At 63.8% G+C, this 23,202-nt stretch carries 23 protein-coding genes; 12 read left to right on the forward strand and 11 right to left on the reverse strand.

Annotated elements, in window-relative coordinates; genetic code table 11:
• The first annotated feature begins 14 nt into the window (after window positions 1-14).
• Window positions 15-173: a BrnA antitoxin family protein gene (locus Amn_RS18285; protein ID WP_348640628.1), complete on the forward strand. Its 159-nt coding sequence runs from the start codon at window positions 15-17 to the stop codon at window positions 171-173.
• On the opposite strand, the gene Amn_RS18290 is transcribed toward Amn_RS18285, so the two are convergent.
• From Amn_RS18290 to Amn_RS18310, 5 genes are all read right to left on the reverse strand, one after another.
• On the reverse strand, window positions 151-4,095 hold the full coding sequence (locus Amn_RS18290; RefSeq protein ID WP_182573505.1) for an AsmA family protein: 3,945 nt from the start codon (window positions 4,093-4,095) through the stop codon (window positions 151-153). The genes Amn_RS18285 and Amn_RS18290 overlap by 23 nt on opposite strands.
• A gap of 311 nt (window positions 4,096-4,406) precedes the next feature.
• On the reverse strand, window positions 4,407-4,931 hold the full coding sequence (locus Amn_RS18295) for a hypothetical protein (RefSeq protein WP_182573506.1): 525 nt from the start codon (window positions 4,929-4,931) through the stop codon (window positions 4,407-4,409).
• 100 nt (window positions 4,932-5,031) lie between these two features.
• Entirely contained in the window at window positions 5,032-5,484 is a 453-nt protein-coding gene (locus Amn_RS18300) for a GNAT family N-acetyltransferase (RefSeq protein WP_067960483.1), read from the reverse strand.
• A 166-nt stretch (window positions 5,485-5,650) separates the two neighbouring features.
• On the reverse strand, window positions 5,651-7,021 hold the full coding sequence (locus Amn_RS18305; protein ID WP_185910302.1) for an IS1182 family transposase: 1,371 nt from the start codon (window positions 7,019-7,021) through the stop codon (window positions 5,651-5,653).
• Window positions 7,022-7,203: 182 nt separating this feature from the next.
• On the reverse strand, window positions 7,204-8,634 hold the full coding sequence (locus Amn_RS18310; RefSeq protein WP_182575659.1) for an FAD-binding oxidoreductase: 1,431 nt from the start codon (window positions 8,632-8,634) through the stop codon (window positions 7,204-7,206).
• 206 nt (window positions 8,635-8,840) lie between these two features.
• On the opposite strand from Amn_RS18310, the gene Amn_RS18315 reads away from it, so the two are divergent.
• On the forward strand, window positions 8,841-9,320 hold the full coding sequence (locus Amn_RS18315; protein WP_246340996.1) for a thioesterase family protein: 480 nt from the start codon (window positions 8,841-8,843) through the stop codon (window positions 9,318-9,320).
• A gap of 150 nt (window positions 9,321-9,470) precedes the next feature.
• A complete protein-coding gene (locus Amn_RS18320) occupies window positions 9,471-9,668 on the forward strand; it encodes a hypothetical protein (RefSeq protein WP_067960475.1) in 198 nt (65 codons plus the stop codon).
• Between the two features lie 46 nt (window positions 9,669-9,714).
• On the opposite strand, the gene Amn_RS18325 is transcribed toward Amn_RS18320, so the two are convergent.
• Together Amn_RS18325 and Amn_RS18330 are read right to left on the reverse strand one after the other, a co-directional pair.
• Window positions 9,715-10,593: a dienelactone hydrolase family protein gene (locus Amn_RS18325; protein WP_246340995.1), complete on the reverse strand. Its 879-nt coding sequence runs from the start codon at window positions 10,591-10,593 to the stop codon at window positions 9,715-9,717.
• Window positions 10,594-10,725: 132 nt separating this feature from the next.
• Entirely contained in the window at window positions 10,726-11,268 is a 543-nt protein-coding gene (locus Amn_RS18330) for a glyoxalase superfamily protein (RefSeq protein WP_182575658.1), read from the reverse strand.
• A gap of 266 nt (window positions 11,269-11,534) precedes the next feature.
• Between Amn_RS18330 and Amn_RS18335 the strand changes: the two genes are divergently transcribed.
• The 6 genes from Amn_RS18335 to Amn_RS18360 all read left to right on the forward strand — a co-directional run bounded on the left by Amn_RS18335 (window position 11,535) and on the right by Amn_RS18360 (window position 19,140).
• Window positions 11,535-14,033: an ATP-dependent helicase gene (locus Amn_RS18335; protein WP_154386671.1), complete on the forward strand. Its 2,499-nt coding sequence runs from the start codon at window positions 11,535-11,537 to the stop codon at window positions 14,031-14,033.
• A 135-nt stretch (window positions 14,034-14,168) separates the two neighbouring features.
• A complete protein-coding gene (locus Amn_RS18340) occupies window positions 14,169-15,203 on the forward strand; it encodes a sterol desaturase family protein (RefSeq protein WP_286290865.1) in 1,035 nt (344 codons plus the stop codon).
• A 395-nt stretch (window positions 15,204-15,598) separates the two neighbouring features.
• Window positions 15,599-17,110: a DUF4153 domain-containing protein gene (locus Amn_RS18345; protein WP_182575656.1), complete on the forward strand. Its 1,512-nt coding sequence runs from the start codon at window positions 15,599-15,601 to the stop codon at window positions 17,108-17,110.
• 5 nt (window positions 17,111-17,115) lie between these two features.
• Complete coding sequence (locus tag Amn_RS18350) at window positions 17,116-17,808, forward strand: response regulator transcription factor (protein ID WP_182575660.1); 693 nt, start codon at window positions 17,116-17,118, stop codon at window positions 17,806-17,808.
• Window positions 17,805-18,809, forward strand: a complete 1,005-nt coding sequence (locus Amn_RS18355; protein WP_263006630.1) for a HAMP domain-containing sensor histidine kinase — start codon at window positions 17,805-17,807, stop codon at window positions 18,807-18,809. Before Amn_RS18350 ends, Amn_RS18355 begins: the two co-directional genes overlap by 4 nt.
• Before the next feature lie 139 nt (window positions 18,810-18,948).
• On the forward strand, window positions 18,949-19,140 hold the full coding sequence (locus tag Amn_RS18360; protein WP_154386673.1) for a DUF1059 domain-containing protein: 192 nt from the start codon (window positions 18,949-18,951) through the stop codon (window positions 19,138-19,140).
• Between the two features lie 72 nt (window positions 19,141-19,212).
• Here Amn_RS18360 and Amn_RS18365 read toward each other — a convergent pair whose 3' ends face one another.
• The 4 genes from Amn_RS18365 to Amn_RS18380 form a co-directional block, all read right to left on the reverse strand.
• Entirely contained in the window at window positions 19,213-19,515 is a 303-nt protein-coding gene (locus tag Amn_RS18365; RefSeq protein ID WP_182575655.1) for a hypothetical protein, read from the reverse strand.
• A gap of 218 nt (window positions 19,516-19,733) precedes the next feature.
• Entirely contained in the window at window positions 19,734-20,114 is a 381-nt protein-coding gene (locus Amn_RS18370) for a low affinity iron permease family protein (protein ID WP_263006629.1), read from the reverse strand.
• Window positions 20,115-20,176: 62 nt separating this feature from the next.
• On the reverse strand, window positions 20,177-20,818 hold the full coding sequence (locus tag Amn_RS18375; RefSeq protein ID WP_182575653.1) for a DapH/DapD/GlmU-related protein: 642 nt from the start codon (window positions 20,816-20,818) through the stop codon (window positions 20,177-20,179).
• 36 nt (window positions 20,819-20,854) lie between these two features.
• Window positions 20,855-21,343, reverse strand: coding sequence for a CreA family protein (locus tag Amn_RS18380; RefSeq protein ID WP_182575652.1), 489 nt, complete (start codon window positions 21,341-21,343; stop codon window positions 20,855-20,857).
• A gap of 120 nt (window positions 21,344-21,463) precedes the next feature.
• Here Amn_RS18380 and Amn_RS18385 point away from each other — a divergent pair, with 120 nt between their 5' ends.
• The 3 genes from Amn_RS18385 to Amn_RS18395 are packed head-to-tail and all read left to right on the forward strand — an operon-like array spanning window position 21,464 to window position 23,174.
• Window positions 21,464-21,667, forward strand: coding sequence for a hypothetical protein (locus Amn_RS18385; RefSeq protein WP_154386677.1), 204 nt, complete (start codon window positions 21,464-21,466; stop codon window positions 21,665-21,667).
• Between the two features lie 34 nt (window positions 21,668-21,701).
• Window positions 21,702-22,280 (forward strand): SCO family protein, encoded by a 579-nt coding sequence (locus tag Amn_RS18390; RefSeq protein WP_154386678.1) that lies wholly within the window; start codon window positions 21,702-21,704, stop codon window positions 22,278-22,280.
• Window positions 22,281-22,301: 21 nt separating this feature from the next.
• Window positions 22,302-23,174: a 50S ribosomal protein L11 methyltransferase gene (locus Amn_RS18395; RefSeq protein ID WP_182575651.1), complete on the forward strand. Its 873-nt coding sequence runs from the start codon at window positions 22,302-22,304 to the stop codon at window positions 23,172-23,174.
• Window positions 23,175-23,202: the final 28 nt, after the last annotated feature.

Genomic DNA, 23,202 nt, shown 5'->3' on the forward strand with positions numbered 1-23,202 from the left:
GGCGCGTCGTCTCCATCCGCCTCGATCCCGATGTCATTGCCCAGTCAAAGGCCACTGCCAAAGGCTGGAGCACAGGCATCAACGAGGTTCTGAAAAGGCAGAGGGCGGGCTGGCGCGACAGCGCCACCACATCGGGCCAGCATCGCCTGCCTATTGGCTCTGCAGCGACTTGAAGAAATCGTCGAGACTGAGCGGTTCGAGCTTTTTCTTCACCGGCGCATCGGCGGGTGGCGCCGGCACGGCGTCGACTGGCGCATCCATTGGCCGGACTTCCGGCAACGGCGCCCGCTCGATCTCAGCCGCTGGTTTGGGCTTGGCAGCCTCAGCCTCGCGCCTCGCCTTCTGCTCGGCCTCGTGCCGCAACTTTTCTTCCGCTGCCTGGCGTGCCTTCTCAGCTTCCTGGCGCGCCGTTTCCCTGTCCGCCTCGGCTTTGGCCTTCGCGGCGGCTTCCGCGGCGCGTTTTTCTTCTTCGGCGCGCAAGCGTTCCGCTTCCGCCTTTGCCTTGGCTTCCTCTTCGGCTTTCAGCCTTTCGGCCTCGGCTTTCGCCTTGGCCTCTTCCTCGGCCCGGATCCGCGCCTCCTCGGCAAGCCGCGCCTCTTCGGCGATACGCTCGCGCTCGGCCTGGAGTGCTGCGAAATACCGCGTCTCGCGTCGTAGCCGCTGCTTTTCCAGCAACACCGCCTGCATCGCCTCGACGCGGGCCTGTTCCTTTTCCAGGGCGCGCTGGGTCAGGAACTGCGCCATCGGCGCGCTGTCGAACAGCTTGACCGTCGCACCCGGCTCGCCGTCGATCTGGAAGTTCATCGCCGGCTCCGAGCCGACCAGCTGCTCCTTGCCGGGCGCGTATGTGATCGAGCCATTGGCCGAGATCACACCGGCGTTGAGGTCGGTGCGCAAATCGGCGTTCAGCATCGCAGCCGGGTTTTTCAACGTCAGTGGCGGCGCCCGCAGGATGCCGCCGGCAACGGTAAACGCGATGTCGGCCTTCCCGGCGGCAAAACTGCCCTCGCCGGCCAGGTCAGGCGCGAATTCTGCGACGCGCGCCGCATTGATATCTCGGCCAAGCGCGTCGGCCTTGGCGATCAGCGCGGCAAACGCGTCGGGGTTGAAGCCGGGCAGGACGAGCCCGTCAATATCGGCCGTGCCCGACCCGGCCAGCGAGGCGACAAGGCCCTCGACCGATTTGCCGCTGCCTGAAAGCGTCGCCGAAAAATTGCCCTTGCCGCCGATATCGCTGGCCACCGGGACCGCAGCGACATCGGCGCCGTCGAGCTTCAACTGGCCCGACACGAAGGCCGTGCCATCGTTGTTCTTGAGTTCGACAAGTCCGCCAAGGTCGCCGCCATACAGCTTGGCCTTGATGTTGGACAGCCTGAGCGCCTGGCTGTCGATCTGCAACGCCAGCACCGCATCATTGGCGGTCGCCAGCGGTTCGGCCAAAAGTGTGCCGGCGATGATTTCGAGGTCAGCGCTGAAGGGCGCAATCGGTTTCGGCGCGAATGCCGCCGTAGGCCACCCGCCGTTGCCGCTTTCCAGCGCCGCGACGCCCAGGGTCATTTCGGCGAACGGCCGGAGATTCAGTTCGTCAAGCGTCAGCGAACCGCTGAGATGCGGCAGCCCCTCGTTCAGCTCGGCCTTGAGATTGCCGACCACCGCACCCTGGTTGACGGTGCCGTCGAGCCTGTCGAGCGCAAGAACGCCTTGGGCAAGGCTGGCATCTGCGGCGAGCTCCACCTCGGTGCCGGTGCCCATGCCCGGCAGGCTCACGCCCGAGGTCATCAGCCACGGCTCCAGGTCGGCAGCCTGCAGCGTCGCCCGGCCCGTCAGGCTGGGCAGGCCGTCGCGCACCGCCACCGTGCCGGTGAAGCCGGCCGAAGAATCGTCACCTTTGAGGCTTGCGGTCACGTCGAGGCCATTCTGCACGGCACCTTTCGCGGCAATGGCTAGCTCACCCGGGCCGGTCACGCCGAGCGGCAGCACCGGCAGGCCGGCCAGCGCCAGCAGGCTGGTCGCATCCTCGTTGCGGGCGGAGAATTCGAGCTTCAGCTGCGAGCTGGCAAGCGCGCTCGATATCGCCTGCGCCGACAGCGTCGCCAGAAGATCGGAGCCGCCGGCCTCGCCTTGCCCGCTGAGCGCAATGCTCGTCGTCTTGTCGCCATTGTCGACGGCACTGGCGACGAAGTCGATGCGCGCGTCAGCCAGCAGGCCGGGATAGGCCGCAGCACGGGTTGCCAGCTCGTTCAGCAGCCGGTTCTCGGGCGTCTGTTTAGCTGCCAGCGCGACCAGCGGCGCGAGGTCGACTGATATCACCGAGGCGTCGAGATTGCCGGTCGGCGCCTTGGGAAAATCCTTGATCCGCCCGGTGGCACTGAGCGAGGCGCCTGCCAGTCCGCCGACCGACAGCTTGTCGATTTCCAGCACGCCCTCGCGCAGCCTGAGCGCGGTATCGACGGTTTCGGCGCTGAGGCCGGCGAAATTCACCGGCCCGGCCTTCACCGCGAGATCGAGGTCGGCGTCGCTGAAGCGGTTGGCGCCCTGGTCGGTCACGAACAGCGAGGCAAAGGCGCGCAACCCGTCGAGATCGAGCTCGCCGCCGTCGAGCTTCATCGTCATCGACGCCCTGGCATCGTCGGGAAGCATGCTGTCCAGCTCGCCGGTGAACTTGGCTTTGCCGAGGATCAGCTCGACGGCATCGAATGTCTGCTGCTCGCGGGTCAGCCTCACCTTGGCCTTGAAGCCCGCCGCCGGCAGCTTGCGCACCGCCTCATCGACATCCTTGGCGACCCAGGCGGCGAAGCCCGAGGGCTGGCCCACGGCCAAGAGCATCTGGCCGTCGAAGCCGAGCGTGTTTTCGGTGCGCAGGAAACCGTCGGCCTCGAGTCGCGTGCGGCCGGGCAAGGTCGCAGCCAGCGACTTCAGCACCCAGCCGCCTTCGCCCGGCTGCGCCGACATCTTGACGTCGCGCACCGTGGTGTCGCCGGCGACGACCGCGGGCAGGTCGACGTCGACGGTGCCGGGGATCGTCGGCCGCGGCAAGTCGACCAGTACCTTTTCAAGCGCCGTCAGCCGTTCGGAAACCGAAAAGCCGGTGCCGGTCTGATCACCCCCAACCGCTTCGTCGAAACGCACCTGGGCGCCATTGGCCGTAATGGTGAAATGCGGGTTGGCGCCGAGATCGACCTCGCCCGTGCCTTCGGCGGTATAGGGATCCTCAAGTGGCCCGCTTTCGAAGCGGAACTCCTCCACGCCCAGTCGGGCATGGTCGAGCGCGAACTTGCCCTTTACCCGAAAGCCGGGTTCAACTGGTTTGACTGGCGCCTTCGGCTTTTCGCCTTCGGCCGTGGCCACGGGCTCAGGCTGCGCCTCGATCACGGTGAAGCCGCCGGCATAGAGGGCCTTGCCCTTGTCCATCGAGGCATTGCCGTCGCCTTCGATGACCACGCCGTAGCGATCGGGCGTCGCGCGTATCCTGAGCCGCATCTGTCCAGCCGGATCGACGGAGCCGGTCGACACCGAAAGCTGGGTTTTCAGCCCGTCGACGCGCAGCGAACCGTCGACGCGCCACGGCCCGGCGAGCGACTTTGCCGAGACCTCGGTGTTGATCTCCGACAACAGGTGGTCGCGCCCGCTGGCGGCGCGGCGCAGCCGCACCTGTCCCTCGGTGATGGTCAGCTTTTCGATCGAGATCTGCCTGGCGTCGAACGGCGCAGACGGGCGGATCGCCCAGTCGACGACGCCGTCGGCGGCGACATCGATGATCGCCTTCGGCCGCACCAGCCGCATGTCGTAGATCAGGAACTCGCCGCTCAGCAGCGGCGCGAGCTCCGCATCCATCGAAAACGTCTCGACGGTCATCGCATCGTTGCCGCCGGCCCCGCCGCCGACGGTGACGTCCGAGAAGGTCACCGATGGAAACGGCAGGATGCGCGCCGTCACCTCTCCCTGCACCGCAACCTTGCGGCCGAGTATTGCGCTGGCCTCGCGCTCGAAATCGGCCTTGTAGCCCGACCAGTCGATGAAATACGGCCCCACCAGCGCCGCACACAGCGCCAGCACGAAAAGTCCACCGAATATGACAAACAGGCGTGCGAGCATTGCCTCTGGGCAAATCTTTCATGCGTCCCAGGCGACTAAGCGCAGGAGCGTGGTCATTTGGTGGCATGTTGGGCTGTGCGCTGCAGCACGTCAACGCCGCCCGGCAACCTGTCCCGTGAAAAACGGTCGCGCCGCGTCATCACGGCATTCGTCGCCGTCCCTGCAAGCGGACCAACGAAGACGCGGAGATTCAGGTCAGGCCGAGCCGAAAATGGTGGAGACCGAGAACCGGAACGGAGCGTACATTCGGGTACGCGAGTACGGAAGCGCAGGTGTCCGGCATTTGCAGGCCGGCCCCACCTGAATCTCCGCTATTTTGAGTCGCGCTTGGCCTGGGCTACTGCCGCTGCCTTGCGCAGGCGCCCACGTTCCATCGGCCTGACCAGGCTCTTGGCCTTGGCGTTGTCCACCGCCCGCATGCCGAGATGCGCCTGTCGGGTGTTGAAATCGGCGGCGCGGGCCGGCTTCTTTTCCTTGCTCAGCGCCAGTGCGTGGCGCGCGTTCTCGACGAGATCGATGCGCGCCGCCAATTGCCGCCGCCGCTCATGTTCGCCGTTGAGCCGGCGCATGCTCATCGCCAGCACGCCGAGCTTTGCCTTGGTGCCGTGATCCTTGGTCGCCGGCTGCGCGCCTTTGGCGGCTGCCTTGCCGCGCATCTCGCGGCGCTTGCGGTTGGCTTCGCCCTGCGCCCTGTCGCGTCGTTCGCGCACCGCCTTCAGCAGGTCGCGCAGTTCGGCATCCGAGAGATCCTGCACCACCGGGTGGTGCGAGTTCTGCACCAGCTTCCACTCGTCTTCGCTGAGGGCTCGTTCTTCCTGCTTCCTGGAAACAGCCATCTTCTGGTCCTCGCCTGTCACAGTCCGGTTGCCCAAGACCTAGGCAACAAGACCTGAGCAACCCGGACTGTCCGCCCGAACCAAAGCGGGGTCAAGCCGGCTATGCCGGGCGGCGCATCCGGATCACCTCCTGCAACCGCCCGTCATCGTCGGCGTTGCGCCTCAGCGTTTCGACGAAGCCGAGCTTGCGGTAGAAGCCGACCGCCGTCTCGTTCTCGGCATAGACTTCCAGCTCGAGCGCGCCCTTCAGCGCCACGGCATGCAGCACCAGCGCCTTGCCGAGCCCATGGCCATGGGCTGCGGGATCGACGAACAGGCCGCCGATGAAGCCCTCGATCAGGCCGATGAAGCCGGCCGGCTCACCGTCGAGTTCGATCACCCAGTTCTCGGCCTGGGGCAGATAGATGTCGCGGACCCGCCCCTGCTGCTCCAGCAGGTCAGCCTCGGACATGAAGGGATGGCCGATGCGCGAAGCCTCGAGCCAGACGTGAGCCAGCCGATCGCGATCGGCGGCGCAATAGGCGCGGATCGTCGCGCCATGGGCGTGTATCATGGGAATATCCTCGGAATTTTGCGTATCAGAGAAAGACGCATAAGCGTCTCAGACTGCTGACGAACCCCGTCGAATTTCGGCGGGGTTTTGTTTTGTGGGTTGATTGAGCTTTTTTGGATTGATGTCGGGGGGCAGATGCCAGTGCCGTTGCGAGCCGGCTTTGGCCTCATGCGAGGCTTGGTTCTGGCTTTGGCCAGAGGCTGATTGCGATCTTTTTCATGTTCTGGGCGGCGGCTGCGATCAGGCACTGGCAGGCGACGCGTGTTCGCCCTCGGAAGCGGGCATAGCGATGGCCGAAGAGCTGCTTGGCATCGGCGAAGGATCGCTCGACCGTCTCCTTGCGGCGTCGATAGATCGCCTTGCCCCATGCGGTTAAGCGGTTGGCATCGACCCGCTCGCGGACATCCTGCCAGACATGGCGCGTGATGGTGCGCTCGGCCTTGGCGTTTGATGTGCAAGACGCCAGCAGCGGACAGTTGCGGCAGATCGTCGGGTCGCTCCTGTAGTGGCGGTAACCGCCGCGATCGGTGGTGGCGTAAGTGAGCAACTGGCCCTGCGGGCAACGATAGCCGTCAAGGTCCGGCTCATGGACGAAAGCGCCCTTCCTCATCTTGCCAGGCTTTGGCCGGGGCGGGTTGCGATAGCCGACGACACCCTGGATGTTCCTGTCCTCCAGGCCCTTGGCGATGCCTGGCGTGGCATAGCCGGCATCCAGCCCCGCCGCCGTGACGTCGAAGCCGAAACGCTCCACCTGGCGGTCGAGCCGGTCGAGATAGACGATCGAGTCATGCACGTTGGCCGGCGTGGCAAACGTGTCGGTGATGATGCCGAAGCCGCCATCCACCGTGCGGTGATCGAGATAAAAGAAGCCCTTCGGCTTGCCCTCGCGCACCATATAGCCAGCCTCAGGATCGGTGCGCGAGACCTTCGTCTCTTTCACCGCAGGCTGCCGCTCCTGCTCCTTCAGCGCCTTCTGGCCGTGCAACGCCCGTTCGGCATCGATCGCCCGGTCGAGCTCGCCCCAGTAGTCGGCACGCGACTTGGCGACCATGGCAAGGTCGTACTTGCCCTTGTTGGCATTGGCCTTCAGGTGCGTGCTGTCGGTGTAGAGCACCGTGCCGTCGACCAAGCCTGCCCCGATCGCCTGCTCGACAATGCGGTCGAAGATCGCCTGCGCGATCGTCTCGTCCTGGTAGCGCCGGCGGCGGTTCTGCGACAATGTCGAGGCGTCGAACACCTTGTCCGTCAGCTTCAGCCGCAGGAACCACCGGTAGGCGACATTGACCTCGATCTCTCGCACCAATTGCCGCTCCGAGCGCACCCCGAACAGGTAGCCGATGAACAGCGCCTTGAACATCAAGGTCGGATCGAGTGGCGGGCGACCATTGTCGGCGCAGTAAAGCGGCGCTGTCAGATCGTGGATGAACGAGAAATCGATAACACCATCGATCTTGCGCAGAAGGTGATCAACTGGAACCAGTTGATCGAGCGTGACGATCTCAAGTGCGGTTTGTTCAGGGCCGGCTCGCTTCAACATCACCCACTGAATCACAAACCCCCAACTCTCGCCAGGGGTTTGTCAGCAGTCTGAGACGCATAAGCGTCTGTATTGGCCTTTCGGCCTCATCGGCACTTGGGCCGACGCTTCAGCGATGGAAGTCTCTACGCATAAGATTCCTGGTTGGACGGCGCCGCAGTAGCAGCACCGCCCACGCCACGTCAATGCCCTGTCGATTGTTCCGCCGCGGGTAACACCTTGCCGGGATTGAGAATATTCTGCGGGTCGAGTGCGGCCTTGATCGTCCGCATCACCTGCACGCCATGGCCGTGCTCGCGCTCCATCAGACCCATCTTGCCCTGGCCTATGCCATGCTCGCCGGTCGAGGTGCCGTCCATCGAGATCGCCCGCTCGGCCAGCCTCTTGACGAATTCCTCCGCCCTGCCGATGTCGGCGGGGTCGTTCTGATCCATCAGCACCAGCGTGTGGAAATTGCCGTCACCGACATGGCCGACGATCGGTGCGATCAGGCCCAGCCGCGCTATGTCGGCCTCTGTCTCGGCGATACATTCGGCAAGGCGGGAGATCGGAACGCAGGCGTCCGTCGACAGGGCACGTGCGCCCGGCCTGAGCGTCTGCGACGCCCAATAGGCATCATGGCGCGCCTTCCACAATTTCGCCCGCTCCTCGGCGACAGTGGTCCACAGGAACGGCCCGCCGCCATACTCCGTCGCAATCTCGCCAAAGCTCTCCGCCTGCTCGGCCACGCTGGCGTCGGATCCGTGAAATTCGAGAAACAGGCACGGGCTTTCGGGATAGTCGAGCTTGGAGTAATTCTTCATCGCCCGCATCTGCAGCGCGTTGACCAGCTCGATCCGCGCCACCGGAATGCCCATCTGGATCGTCGTGATGACGGCCTGGCATGCCGCTTCGACAGTCGGGAACGGGCAGACCCCGCCCGAGATCGCCTGCGGAATGCCCTGCAGCCTGAGCGTCACCTCGGTGATGATGCCGAGCGTGCCTTCCGAACCGACGAGAAGCCGCGTCAGGTCGTAGCCCGCCGAACTCTTGCGCGCCCGATGCGAGGTCACGACCTCGCTGCCATCGGCCATGACAGCCCTGAGCGACAGCACGTTCTCGCGCATCGTGCCATAGCGCACCGCGTTGGTGCCGGAGGCGCGGGTCGCCGCCATGCCGCCGAGGCTGGCGTTCGCCCCGGGATCGATCGGGAAAAACAGGCCAGTATCGCGCAGATAATTGTTCAGCGCCTCACGCGTCACACCCGCTTCGACGGTGCAGTCGAGATCGTCGGCATTGACCGACACTACCTTGTCCATACGCGAGATGTCGAGCGATATGCCGCCCGCCGGAGCGTTGACATGGCCTTCCAGCGAGGTGCCGGTGCCAAAGGCGATGACCGGCACGTGATGCGCGGCACAGACCCGCACAACGTCCTGCACGTCGGCTGTGCTTTCGGCGAACACCACGCCATCGGGCGCCTGGTTGGGCAGATAGGTGGTGGTGTGGCCATGCTGCTCGCGGATCGCCTGGCCGGTCTGGAAGCGCTCGCCGAACTGCTGCTTGAGGATGCCCAGCGCAGCCGCGATCCCCTCCTCGTTCCGCGCCATCGCCTTCAGGTCGCTCAGAGCCATGTTTTCCTCCGCGTTTGGAACAGCCTGGCGCCTTGCCGGCGCCTTATGCTGCGGTAATCTGCCAGCCCCGACAGTTTGTCCAGCACCACCGTGCATGACCCCGAAAATCGGGATTATCGGAAAGGATCATGCACAAACCTAAGTTTAACAGCGTCCTTTGCGCGTCCTGACGGACGCGCGGCGCTTTAAGGTCAAGAGGATCGTCCATGCCTGCACCGTTCGTCTCGAGCGTCATGGAGGTCGAGAAAGCCTGGCTCGACTACAACGGCCACATGAACATGGCCTATTACAACGTGCTGTTCGACCGCGGCGGTGAAGAAGCGCTCGACCTGCTTGGGCTGGGCGCGGCCTATGCCCGCGATCGCAAGCTCACCACCTACACCGCCGAGATCCATGTCTGTTACGTCAGGGAGCTGCATCTTGGCGACAAGGTCACCGCCACCTTCCACCTGCTCGACCACGACGAAAAGCGCTTCCGCGTCTACCAGGAACTGCACCATGTCGACGGCTGGCTGTCGGCGACGTCAGAGACGCTGTCGCTGCATGTCGACATGAACGGCCCGAAGGTCGCGCCCTTCCCTCAGGACATCATGGCGAGCCTCGACGCTATGCGCTCCGCCCATGCCGCCTTGCCGACGCCCGAGCGTGCCGGTCGCTCGATCGGCATCAAACGCAAGCCCGCATAGTGGCTTCAAGGCCACAGGCGATTAACCTTACCTGTTTATAACCTGCGCCACAGCCTGAGGTTCGTTGATCGCCCCTCGCTGCCCTCCGACAATCCCATGCAAGCGAAGTTGAGTCGCGGCGGCGGGCACCGGACGGCTTTGAGGCAAGGCATGCACACTGACATCGAAGCAACGGCCAACAAACTCGCCTGCGACCCTCGCATCAGCGACTATGATTTCTGGCGTTCGCTTCGCAACATCAACAACGAACTTTTTGAGATCGCCAACAACAACCGGCCGATCCCGATCGAAATGCTGCGCTGGCGCGTCATCCTGCGCCAGGCCCGCTCCAAGCGCGGCGTGGCCTGAGCCGGCCGAAAGGCGCGCCAGCCGCGCGCCTTCACCGCTTGCCTGATCAGGCAAGCTTCTCCTTGAAGAAGTTGACCGTTCGCCCCCAGGCCAGTTCCGCCGCCGCCTTGTCGTAGCGGGCTTCCGAGGTGTCGTTGTTGAAGGCGTGCTGGGCGCCGTCATAGACGAACAGTTGGAACTCCTTGCCGGCCTTCTCCAGTGCCGCCTTGTAGGCGTCTATGCCGGCGTTGATGCGGTCGTCCTTGCCGGCATAATGCAGCATCAGGGCTGCCTTGATCTTGGCGATATCGGCCTCGTCCTTCGGCTGGGAGCCATAATAGGCAACGCCGGCGGCCAGATCGGGCGCGTTGACGGCCAGCGCGTTGACGGTTCCACCGCCCCAGCAGAAGCCCATGGCGCCAACCTTGCCATTGCCGCTTTCATGGCCCTTCAGGAACGCCACCGTGGCGACGCCATTGGCCACTGTCTGCGCCGCATCGAGCTGGCCGAACATTTCGCGTGCCTTTTCTTCATCCGCCGGCGTGCCGCCGAGCGGCGACAGATAATCGGGCGCCAGCGCCACGAAGCCTTCGAGCGCGACCCGCCGCGCCACGTCGCGGATATGCGGGTTGAGGCCGCGGTTCTCATGAATGACGATGACAGTCGGCAGCTTGCCTGTGGCGTCGGCCGGCCGGACCAGATAGCCCTTCATTTCGCCGGCACCACCGGGATAGGTAATGTCCTCGGCCTTCAGCCGCTTGTCGTCGTCGGCGACGATCGCCGCCCGCGCCTGGTTGGTCGTAAGCAACGGCACGATCGCCGCCGCGGCAGCGCCTGAGCCGGCAAGCCTGGTCAGCTTCTCCATGAAGCCGCGCCGGTCGAGTGTCAGGTGGGTGTATTCGTCATAGGCATCGATCATCGCCTGGGTAATGGCAGGTCGTGTCATTTCTCGCTCCCTGTCTGGTTCCGAGGCCGGGAGTTTAACGTATGCAAATGTAGTTGGTTTCACTGTTGCGTGATCGCCGCGGCCACGAAAAAAGCGCCCGCGCGAGGTCGGCGCGGGCGCTTCGACAAGCGCTCAGTCTTCGCTTTCCATGAAACGGATGCGGTTGCCGAACGGGTCGATCACCTGGCACTCCAGCCCCCAGTCCTGCCGCTCCAGGCCTGGGCGGTTGTACTTGTAGTTCTTGGCAATCAGCCCCTTCTGGAAGGCCTCGACGCCCTTCATGTAGCAGACAGCCGTCGCACCCGGGCTGGCGTCGCCCGAATGCTCCGACAGATGCAGCTTCAGGTCGCCGCGCGACACCTGGCAATAGAGCGGTGCGCCGGGGTGGAAGCGGTGCTCCCAGTCGAAAGTGCAGTCGAGGAATCCCTCGTAAAAGCCCCTCGCCTTGTCTTCGTCGAATATGCGGAAGATCGGCACCGGCTGGGTGAAACTCACCGCACCGCCTGTCGGCTCTTCCGCCTTCTCGAGCTTGCTCGACAGGATGTTCCAGGTCTCCACGCCGAATTGTCTGGCGACGATCTCGAGCGCCTCGCTGTGGCTGACTTCGAGGTTCTTCTGGGCAAGCGCCTCGCGCATGGCCTTCGCCATCGCCTTTGCGTCACGATAGGTTCGCATGATCTTCCGATCCTCTGGTTGTGGCGAGAAATCCCATCAGTGCCCGCATTGCCGGTGCTCTCACCATCCCATGGGATCAGGTGACGGAAGCGTCCGATGTGTTCGCCATACCCCCGGAGGGCGCGGACTGCCGGCCACATCAAGCCGTCAGCCACGCTAGCAAAGCGCCTGCGGCAGGGTCAACACCGCTCGCTTTTCCCGGCAAAACCAGAACAAAACAGAGACACTTCTGGCCTTTCCGCCCCGAATCACTACATTCGGGGCAAATGTCAGACTTTCCGGACGACATGCCCTTTTTCGACGAGCCCGGCGGGATGCCGCCCCGGGCCGCCAGCACGCCTGCGCCCAGCGGTATCGCTGCGCGCGCCATGGCCGCGCGCCAGGCGCCGTCAGCGCCCGATTACCTCAACGGCCTGAACCCCGAGCAGCGCCAGGCTGTCGAGACCACCGAAGGCCCGGTTCTGGTGCTCGCCGGCGCCGGCACCGGCAAGACGCGTGTGCTCACCACCCGCATCGCCCATATCCTCAGCCAGGGCCGCGCCTACCCCAGCCAGATCCTCGCCGTCACCTTTACCAACAAGGCGGCGCGCGAGATGAAGCAGCGCATCGGCCACCTTGTCGGCGAAGCGGTCGAGGGCATGCCGTGGCTCGGCACCTTCCATTCGATCGGCGTCAAGATGCTGCGTCGCCATGCCGAACTGGCAGGGCTGCGCTCCGACTTCACCATCCTCGACACCGACGACGTCATCCGCCTGATCAAGCAGTTGATCCAGGCCGAGGGCCTCGACGACAAGCGCTGGCCGGCGCGCCAGTTCGCCATGATGATCGACGGCTGGAAGAACAAGGGCCTCGGTCCAGCCGAGATCCCCGAGGGCGACGCCCGCTCCTTTGCCAACGGCAAGGGCCGCGAGCTCTACAAGGCCTATCAGGACCGGCTGCAGACGCTGAACGCCTGCGACTTCGGCGACCTGTTGTGTCATCCGATCCGCATCTTCCGCGCCTACCCTGACGTGCTCAAGGAATACCACAAGCGCTTCAAATACATTCTGGTCGACGAGTACCAGGACACCAACACCGCGCAATATATGTGGCTGCGGCTCCTGGCCCAGGAAACGGGTGGTCCGGGGCAGAAGAATGTCTGCTGCGTCGGCGACGACGACCAGTCGATCTATGGCTGGCGCGGCGCCGAGGTCGACAACATCCTGCGCTTCGACAAGGATTTCCCCGGTGCCGTCGTCATCCGGCTCGAGCGCAACTACCGCTCGACCGCGCACATACTGGGTGCCGCCGCCCACCTCATCGCCCACAATGAGGGCCGTTTCGGCAAGACGCTGTTCACCGATCGCAACGATCCCGAAGACGGCAAGGTCAATGTCCATGCCGCCTGGGATTCCGAGGAGGAAGCCCGCGCCGTCGGTGAGACCATCGAACAGCTGCAGCGCCAGAAACACAATCTCAACGACATGGCGATCCTGGTGCGCGCCTCGTTCCAGATGCGCGAGTTCGAAGACCGCTTCGTCACGCTTGGCCTCAACTACCGCGTCATCGGCGGCCCGCGCTTCTACGAGCGCCAGGAAATCCGAGACGCCATGGCCTATTTCCGCGTCGTCGCCCAGGGTGCCGACGATCTCGCCTTCGAGCGCATCGTCAACGTGCCCAAGCGCGGCCTCGGCGAAGCCGCCATCCGCCAGGTCCACGATACCGCGCGCGCCCTTGGCGTGCCGATGCTGCAGGCAGCCGCCCAGCTCGCCGAGAGCGACGAACTCAAGCCCAAGCCTCGCGCCGCCCTGCGCGAAGTCGCGGCCAATTTCGAGCGCTGGCAGAAGGCGCTCGACAACACCCCGCATACTGAGCTCGCCGAGATCATTCTCGAAGAGAGCGGCTATACCGATATGTGGAAGAACGACCGCTCGGCCGAAGCGCCGGGCCGACTTGAAAACCTCAAGGAGCTGATCCGCTCCATGGAGGAATATGAGTCGCTGCGTTCCTTCCTTGAACATGTCGCCCTTGTCATGGACGCCGAGCAGGACGAGCAGCTCGACGCCGTCTCGATCATGACGCTGCATTCGGCCAAGGGCCTCGAATTCGAGACCGTCTTCCTGCCCGGCTGGGAGGAAGGCCTGTTCCCGCACCAGCGTGCCCTCGACGAAGGCGGCCGCTCGGGTCTCGAGGAGGAACGCCGCCTCGCCTATGTCGGCCTGACCCGCGCCAAGAAGAACCTGCATCTGTGGTTCGTCTCCAACCGCCGCATCCATGGCTTGTGGCAGTCGACGATTCCCTCGCGCTTCCTCGACGAACTGCCCGAGGCGCATGTCGAAGTGGCTGATGCCGGCAATTCCTATGGCGGCTATGGCGGCGGCCGCCAGAACCCCTACGGTGCCTCGCGTTTCGACAGCGTCGGTGAAAAGTCCTTCTCCAACACCTACGCCACGCCGGGCTGGCAGCGTGCCCAGCAGAACCGCACCGAAGCCACCGACCGCAACTGGGGTTCCCGCTCCGGTCATTCGGTCGAACGCATAGGCTATGGCGAGACCGATTCCGGCTTCGGCGCCGGCCGCGGCTCGGTCAAGGGCCGCACAATCGACGGCGAACTGGTCGCCAAGTCGGTCGCGACGGAGCCCTCGCGCTTCGAGGTCGGCGACCGCGTCTTCCACCAGAAATTTGGCAACGGCAACATCGCCAACATCGATGGCAACAAGCTCACCATCGACTTCGACAAGGCCGGCCAGAAGAAGGTACTGGACGGGTTCGTGAACCCAGTGTGAGGGCATTTGACAGACCCGGCGCCAGAGCCAACGTCCCGCCACACGGCGCTTGACCGCTGGTTCGAACGCATGCTCGGTGATCATGGACCACAAGGTTTCGGATCCGGCTGGTTTTCCGGTCTGTTGGGGCTTTTGTTGTCCCTCGGAAGTTTCTGTGCGGTCCTGGTGTTCCGGTTTCCGGAATGGTTGACCACGTCCGAACTGCGCAGCTCCTATCCGGTCGAGTTCATGCGCGGGCTGCTCGTACTCGCTATCATTGCCGGTTTCTTCTTCTCCGCTCTGAACATCCTGCTCAGGCCGTCGAAGAAGCTGGGCCTTGCCGGTATCGGTTTTGCCACGCTGGCCATCATTCTGGGTGGCACCGGCGTCAATGTCGATTACGACGGCGACGCGCCGATTCATGTCGGCTTGGACTGGCTGGTCCTCAATGTCGTGTTGTTGTCACTCGTCTTCGTGCCGTTGGAGCGCCTGTTTCCGCTGCGTCCCGAGCATGGAACGTTCCGTGCCGGCTGGACGACCGACGGGCTCTATTTCATCGTCAGTCACGTACTGGTCGAGCTTTTGACCTTCTTCACACTGTTACCTGCGACGATTGTCTCCCAAGCCTGGCAGGCCGATACCATGAGTGCCCAGGTCAAGAGCATGCCACTCATTGCGCAAGTCCTGCTGATCATGCTCGTTGCCGACCTGACGCAGTACTGGGTACATCGCAGCTTTCACCGTATAGGTTTCGCCTGGCCGTTTCATGCCATCCATCATTCCTCGCGCGCGATGGACTGGCTGGCGGGTTCCAGGCTGCATGTGGTCGATATCGTCGTCACACGGGCACTCATTCTGGTGCCCGTGCTCCTGTTCGGCTTTTCCGAAGCCGCCCTCTACATCTGGCTGGCCATCGTGGCAGCACAAGCCACCTTCAACCACGTCAACATGCGCATACGGCTCGGCTGGCTGGAACAGTTGCTGGTCACACCCCGTTTTCACCATTGGCACCACGCGGTCAGGCCGATCGACAAGAATTTCGCCGTGCATTTCCCCTGGATCGACAGGCTTTTTGGTACATTCTATCTGCCGGCCGATGCCTGGCCCGAAAATGTCGGCATCCATAACGACCCCATACCGGAAGAGTTCGGGCGCCAACTGCTCTGGCCATTTCACCGAAAGACGCGTTAATGCACCGCGCACCGCCGGCCCACGCCCTTTCCCACCGGACGCCGTGATCCAGGGCTTGGCAGGCAGTCGCCGGGTTTGACCCATTGGTATCGCTCCCGCAACAGGCGGCCGCAGCTGATTCACTTGCCAGGTCGACCTTCAACCCTCTGCACGAAATCTGCACGAAACTCCTGAATATCTCCTCGTTCCAGCCACCATACCCACCCGCTGCAACGGCATTGATGTCATATGCAAACGACATCGAGCCCCACGCACCGCACGCCCCGCCAGCTGCCCAAACGGCTGCTCACTGAAGCATGGTGGCTGGTCGATCCAGCGCCACCTCAGGCGATCACGCCCTTCCCTGGCACATATTGCAGCCCAGCAGGACTCCCCCGCAAGCTGGAGCGTAGGGCATGAACTTCCGCCATGCCCCGTCCACCATCTCCGCCAAGGTTGGCGCCGCATTGCTGCTGACCCTTGCAGCCGATTTTCTGCTGTTCCGGCAGCCGCTGGACATTTCGCTTTTCATCTTCGCCGCACTGGCTGCTGGTGCAATGATCGCATTTCATTCTCGGGGACCCCGTCCCCGCCCGCTCGCGCTCAAAATTGTGCTCGCCGCGCTCGCTCTCGCCCCGCTCGCCGAAAATGTCAGCCTGCTTTCGGTGACGGTCGCGACCCTTTGCCTGGCGGCCTTCGCTCTGTCGGTCTCGGCCCGCCTGCGATCCGGCCCGGTAAACTGCCTCAAGCGCATCGCCGGCTTTATCCTGACAATCCCCGGCCGGCTGCCATTCGACATCGCGCGGCTACGGAAACTGGCCGGACGCCGCAAGATCTGGCGCCTTGGCAGCCTTACCGCTTGGACGCTGGCTGTCGCTCTGGGCATGGTGTTCGTCGCGTTGTTCGGCATCGCCAATCCCGTCATCGGCTACTGGATGTCGCTGATCGACATCCGGGCCATATTCAACCTTCTTGACGTCTGGCGGATTGCCTTCTGGCTCGTCGTGGCTGGCAGCGTCTGGAGCTTCCTCAGGCCAAGATTACCGCGTTGGCTACCCAAATGGCGCCTCTTCGCACCGCGGCCGATCGCCGAAGCACAGGCAAACTTGGAACCGCCCGCCGGACTGCACCAGTCGCTCTTCGGCAAGGCGGCGATCCTGCGCGCGCTTGTCGTGTTCAACCTTATCTTCGCGCTGCAGACCGTCCTCGACGGCGCTTATCTCTGGGGCGGCGTGGCATTGCCCGCTGGGCTCACCTATGCCGCCTATGCCCATCGCGGTGCCTACGCCCTCATCGTCACGGCACTCTTGGCGGCGATTTTCGTGCTGCTCGCACTGAGGCCGGGCAGCACGACCTCGGCCGATCGCCGCGTCCGCGCCCTGGTCTATCTCTGGTCGGCGCAGAACTTTGTCCTGGTCATCTCGTCCATCCTGCGGCTCGACCTCTACATCGACGCATATTCACTGACCTACTGGCGCGTTGCCGCCTTCGTCTGGATGGGACTGGTCGCTATCGGCATCGTCCTGATCATGTCCCGCATCGCTCTCGACAAGTCGAACGAATGGCTTTTCGGTGCCAACATGCTGACGCTTTCTGCAGTTCTCTACGTCAGTTGCTTCATCAACTTCGCCGCAATCATCGCCCACTACAATGTCAGCCACAGCCGCGCGATGGATGGAGGATCGGAATTGGACTGGTATTATCTGCGCTCGCTTGGACCCCAGGCCATCCCGGCAATCGACATGGTGCTGAACCGCATGGGTGATACCGGCGCGGTCGCGCGCACAAGCCTCGTCTCGCGCCACTATGAGGCGGATCGGTTTCGCGAGCAGTTGCAGAACTGGCGTGCCTGGAGTTTTCGGAACTTCCGGCTGGCAGCGTATCTCGACCGGCCTTCGCCTTTGCCTTCCGGCACAGAGCCGCAGTGACGACGATGCCGCGCCATATCCTCGTCGTCGACGACGACCCTCATATACGCGACGTGATCTGCTTTGCCCTCGACAAGGCCGGCATGGAGACCGAGCCGGTCGGCGACGGTATGGCAGCGCTGGCGCGCATAGAGCGCCGCATGCCCGACCTGGTTGTGCTCGATGTCGGCATGCCCGAGATGGACGGGCTGGAACTGTGCCGCAGGCTTCGGCGAACCTCCGACGTGCCCGTGTTGTTCCTGTCTGCCCGCGACGAGGAAATCGACCGCATCCTCGGGCTTGAGATGGGCGGCGACGACTATGTCACCAAGCCGTTCAGCCCGCGAGAGCTGGTGGCGCGCGTCAACGTCATCCTTCGCCGCGCACGGCCGGCTCCGGCGGAACTCGTCTCGGCAAGCCTCAGTCACGGCCTGATTGTGCTCGATCCTTTGCGGCGCGCGGTGAATTACGATGACCGAGACATCGACCTCACCGCGACCGAATTTACCATCGTCAAGGCGCTGATGACGAAACCGATGCATGTCCTCAACCGCAGTCAGCTGATCGATGCCAGCCACGCCGCCAACATCCACGTCTCGGAGCGAACGGTCGACAGCCACATCCGCAACATCCGCGCGAAGTTCGCAACAGTGGGTTGCTCCAACGCGATCGAGACCGTCCATGGCATGGGCTTCCGCCTCGGGCGGTGCGGCGCGTGACTGAAAAATGGCGCCCGCCCCTCGGCCTCGTCGTGCTGGCCATCCTTGCCACCGTCATGACGCTGCCGCTATTGGGGCTGTTCAGCTTCCAACTCTATCAGCAGCGCTTCGAACCGGCCACCGAGCCCGCCGTTCTATCGCATGGCGCGGTCGCCGCAGCGGCCCTTGTAACAGGCGTCACGCTGCTGATCGGCTTCGTCTTCATCCGCACCATCTCCCGTCCCATGCACGATCTGATGGAAAGAACCGCGCGCATCGCCGAGGGGCAAACGGACGCCCTCCAGCCACTTGCCCATCACGGCACGCGCGAGATGGCGGAGTTGTCCAAAGCCTTCCTCGACATGGCGCGCAAGCTGCAGATCCGCAACGAAACGATTCGCACCTTTGCCACCCACGTCTCGCATGAGCTGAAATCGCCGCTGACCGCGATCCAGGGCGCCGCCGAATTGCTGCGCGACGCCAGCGACGACATGGATCCGGCCACAAGAACGCGCTTCCTCGACAACATCGTCGCCGACACCGACAGGCTGAACCGCCTGGTTCGCCGCCTGATCGAACTGGCGCGCGCCGACAAGGCAGCGCTGCCAGGCCAGAGCACGTCGCTCACTGAGATTCTCGGCTATCTCGCTCCTGTCGAAGGTGTCGACCTGTCGATCTTGTCTGGCGCTGACATCCGCTTTGCCATGTCGGCTGAAAATGGCGCGGCCATCCTGTCCAATCTCGTCGACAACGCGCTGCGCCATGGCGCCGGCCGTTTCGTGCTGGAGGCCAGCAGCTTTGACGACACTGTGACCATAGCTGCCACCGACGATGGCTGCGGCATCTCGCCCAACAACCGCGCCCGCATCTTCGAGCCGTTCTTCACCACACGGCGTGAAACCGGCGGTACCGGCCTTGGCCTCGGCATCGTCTCGGCCTTGCTCAACGCCCATGACGGAACGATCCGGCTTGCCGGCACCGACAAGGGCACCCGCTTCGAGATCAGGCTGCCGGTGGCATAGGACTGCCACGATCAGCCTCTTGCCGGCAATCACGTCGGCGAGAGCCACCGCCGCGGCCGCCACTTACCGGTTGCCGCCCCGCATGCGCAGGAATAACATCAGGTTTGCGCTAATTGTGGATCGCAGGGAGGCGAAGACGATGCGCAGATATATCGATTGCCGTGAATTCCCGAGCGAAATGAAGTGCACCGTGGCGATCGCAGCCGACAACGAGGACGAACTGGTCAACGCTGCCGTCCAGCATGCTGTCGCCGTCCATGGCGAGCATGACACACCGGATTTCCGCGCGGAGGTCAGGAAAGCCATCCATATAGGCTCGCCGCCGGCCTGATTTGATGCTCGTGACATATTGCCGGTGCTGATGCAGGGCTCAGCAACGCATCGCGAGTGGTGATGCCCTGTCCTACTGCCGGCGCACAGGCTCGCCGCTGCGCATTGCCTTCAGCCGTTCGGCGGCCGACGCCGCCAGCTCGGCGTAGCGTTCCTCCAGAGCCTCGGCGGCAACCAGCACCTCCGGCTCGAAGTCATTGGCCTCGAGCACTTGCCTCAGCTTTTCGACAAATTCGGCCTGCTGTTCGAGCGCGGCAAACAGCTTCTTGACCTGGTCGCGGCTGATGTCGGGATTGGCGAGCGTCGCCGGAACCTCGCGCGCCATCTCGGCGCCGGTCTCGGCCTGCTCTCTGAGGATATCCAGCCAGTCAGTCACGCCACGCCATACCCTACCCGCCACAATCTTGTTCCGGACCGCGGCAATCGTCAACCGCCCGGGAGCAGCGGAGGACAGTACTTTCACGCCTGCAGCAGGAATTGCGGGCGGTGGTTTTTGTTCCCAAATCCCAAGCGCCTGCATGAAGACGCTGCAGCATAGGCAGCGCCAGGCATGCGAGGCGCAGGGACTTCTTCGTCTGCGAGGAGACGCAGCACTCACCCCTTCGCTTTCGCTCGGACATCATGCCGTTTGGCCGCTTGCTCGCATTTCTTGCGGATTTCCTCGACCTCGGTTTCGGTCAGATGCTCGATGCCGATGAAATGGTTGTGGCCGGTGCCGACCCGGATCAGCTCGTCGAGCTTGGCCTGGATCGCAGCACCGTCGCGGTTCTGGGTGTTCTGGATCAGGAACACCATCAGGAAGGTGATGATGGTCGTGCCGGTGTTGATCACCAGCTGCCAGGTGTCGGAAAAGCCGAACACCGGACCTGATACCGCCCAGGCCAACACGACAATGCAGCAGCCGAGAAAGGTCAGCGGCAGGCCGGCGGCATAGGCTACCTTGTTGGCGATCTTGGTGAAAACCTTCTCGAACATGGCCACATCCCTTCGGTGCGAAGGAAACAACCGGGCCCCGCTTCGGGTTCCGCAGCCGGCGCTTAGGCCTGCCTCGCTTCCCAGCGGTCGAGAAAGGCCTCGATCGGCAGGCTCTGCATGTCGGGGATCGCCTCGAACAGTCTTTCGCGCGGCCAATCCCACCAGGCCAGCGCCTCGATGCGGGCGATAACCTCGACGGGGAACCGCATCTTCAGCCTCTTTGCGGGCACGCCGGCAAAAACCTCAAACGGCGCGACGTCGCGCGTCACCACGGAATTCGCCCCGACCACCGCTCCATTGCCAATGCTCACACCGGGCATGATCACCGCACCATGTCCGACCCACACATCGTGTCCGATAATCACGGGCTTAGCCCTGCGACGCTCGCGGAAATCGTTGTCGACGCCGAGATAGCGGAAATACTCGTTCGGCCGGTAGCTCAGCTTGTGCGTGGTCAGCCGCTCCATCGGATGCTCTAGCGCGTTGATGCGCGTATTTGCGGCGATCGAGCAGAACTTGCCGATCGTGGTGTAGATCGCCTCGGCGTGGCGCTCGAAATAGGAGTAGTCGCCGACCACCACCTCGCGCAACACGACGCGCTCGCCGACGATCACATGGCGGCCAAGCCGGCAGCCTTTCAGCTCCGACGTCGGGTGGATTCGCGGTTCGTCATCCTTGAAGCGAAGGTTTGCTTGATCGTCCATGACGCGGATGTACGCCCGCGCCACACTGCCCGCAAGCTATTGCGGCTTGCCCTTGGCCCAGACGACGTTCTGGCCATAGAGCGGCACCGTGGTCATCGACATCTTGGCCGAGCCGTCCTGCACTTGGCGCGAATGGGCGAGATAGATTAGTGTCTCGTTTTTCTGGTCGTAGATGCGGTTCACCACCTGCTCCTTCCAGATCAGGCTGATGCCCTGTTTGAAGACCTCCTCGCCCTCCTGGCCGAGGTCGATCTCGCCAATGGTGATCGGTCCGGTCTGCTGGCACGAGATTGCGGTGTCCGACGGGTTCTCGAACCAGTTGCCTTTCTGCAGCCGGTCGATCACGCCGCGGTCGAAATAGGAGACGTGGCAGGTGACGCCCTCGACCTTGGGGTCCTTGATCGCCTCGACGATGATGTCGTTGCCGAGCCAGTCGACGCCGACCTCGCCCACCTGCTGGGCCATGGCGGGCAATGCTGCGCCGAGCGCAAGGGTGGTCGCAAGGACGGAAAGGGCAAGCCGCATGAAAGCCTCCTGAATTGGCTGAAGTCGTCCACACTTGGGTCGCCCGCGCCCGCCTTGCAAGCCAGAGACGCTGCATCCTGCTCGCGAAAAGGTGTTTTGTGGACGAATGAGAGCGTCAACATGTCCCTTTTGGCAAATCACGCGCCGCGCTATGTAGGGTTGATGAAACAGGCCTTGCCCATATCGCTTTCGGCGACCGCGTGGATCGCGCTCGGCATGATGGCGTTTGCGGCAGCTTCGGGCCTCGCCTTCGCCTCCTGGCTGGACAAGGACGCCGGCATCTTCATGTCGCTGGTCGAGGCCGGCATGTCCTGGTGCTTCTGAACCGGTCATCAATAACACCATGGAATCACAATCGATGATGCGCACGATCCTTGCCGGCATTCTGATCCTGATGGCCGCCGGCGTCGGCTGGCTGACCTTCGACTGGTACAGCAGCAAGACCAGCGCCCAGGCTTTCGGTGCGCCCTTCGTGCTTGTCGATCAGAAGGGCGCCGAGATCACCGAAGCGGCGTTCCGCGGCCAGCCAAGTGCTGTCTTCTTCGGCTTCACCCATTGCCCCGAGGTCTGCCCGACCACGCTGTTCGAGCTCGACGGCCTGCTCAAGCAGATGGGCGACGAAGGCAAGAACCTCCGCGCCTATTTCGTCTCGGTCGATCCCGAGCGCGACACGCCCGAGGTGATGAACAGCTACGTCAGCAACGTCTCCGACCGCATCACCGGCATCACCGGCTCGCCCGACAAGATCGCCGCCATGGCCAAGGCCTTCGGTATCTATTCCAAGAAGGTGCCGACCGAAGGCGGCGACTACACCATGGATCACACGGCGTCGGTGCTGTTGCTCGACAGCAAGGGTGATTTCTTCGGCACGATCGCCTATGAGGAGAACCCAGAGACCGCACTTGCCAAGCTCAAGCGGCTTGCCAAGGAAGGCTGACCCTCCTCTCCCGGACCCGACATGACCCAGACACGGCTGCACTTTACCACCGGCCGCGAAGCCGCCAACCGCATCTTCGCTGCCCTCGAAACCGCCTTCGAGGAAGATGGCTGGCCGATCGCCGTGATCGAGGTCGACGAGGACCGCGATATCCACGAGGTCTCGCTCTACACGGATGGCGATGTCGAGGACGTTGCCCGCCGCATGGCCGAGGTGGTTGCAGAAGCAGGCCACAAGGGCCCGCTGGGCCGTGAGGTGCTACCCGACGTCGACTGGGTGGCGAAGTCGCTCGAAGGCCTGAAGCCGGTGCAGGCAGGACGCTTCATCGTTCATGGCAGCCATGACCGCGAGGACGTGCGCCCCGGACAGATCGCCATCGAGATCGAGGCCGGCCTCGCTTTCGGCACCGGCCATCACGGCACCACGGCAGGCTGCCTCGCGATGATCGAAAAGGTGATGGCCGCGGAAAAACCGGCCAAGGCGCTCGACCTTGGTACCGGCAGCGCCGTGCTGGCGATCGCAGTCGCCAAGCTGGCGCCGATCCCGGTACTGGCAACCGACATCGACCCGGTCGCAACCGACGTTGCCGCCGCGAATGTCCGCCTCAATGGTGCTGCCGACCACGTCGAGACGGTCACCGCCGCAGGCTTCGACGACCCGATCTTCGCCGCGCGCGGCCCTTTCGACCTGATCGTCGCCAACATCCTGGCGCAGCCGCTGATGCTGCTGGCGCCCGAAATGGCCACGAACCTTGCGGTCGACGGCTCCCTCGTGCTGTCGGGTATCCTCGACCGTCAGCACGACGCCGTGGTCGAAGCCTATGTCGCGGCAGGCTTCCGCCACATCGAGACCTTCCACAGGGAAGGCTGGGTGACAATCCACCTCAAGAACTGAGCCCGCTGGACAAGCCGGCGGCGTTGCC

Source organism: Aminobacter sp. Y103A (assembly GCF_030294925.1).
Classification (GTDB): domain Bacteria; phylum Pseudomonadota; class Alphaproteobacteria; order Rhizobiales; family Rhizobiaceae; genus Aminobacter; species Aminobacter ciceronei.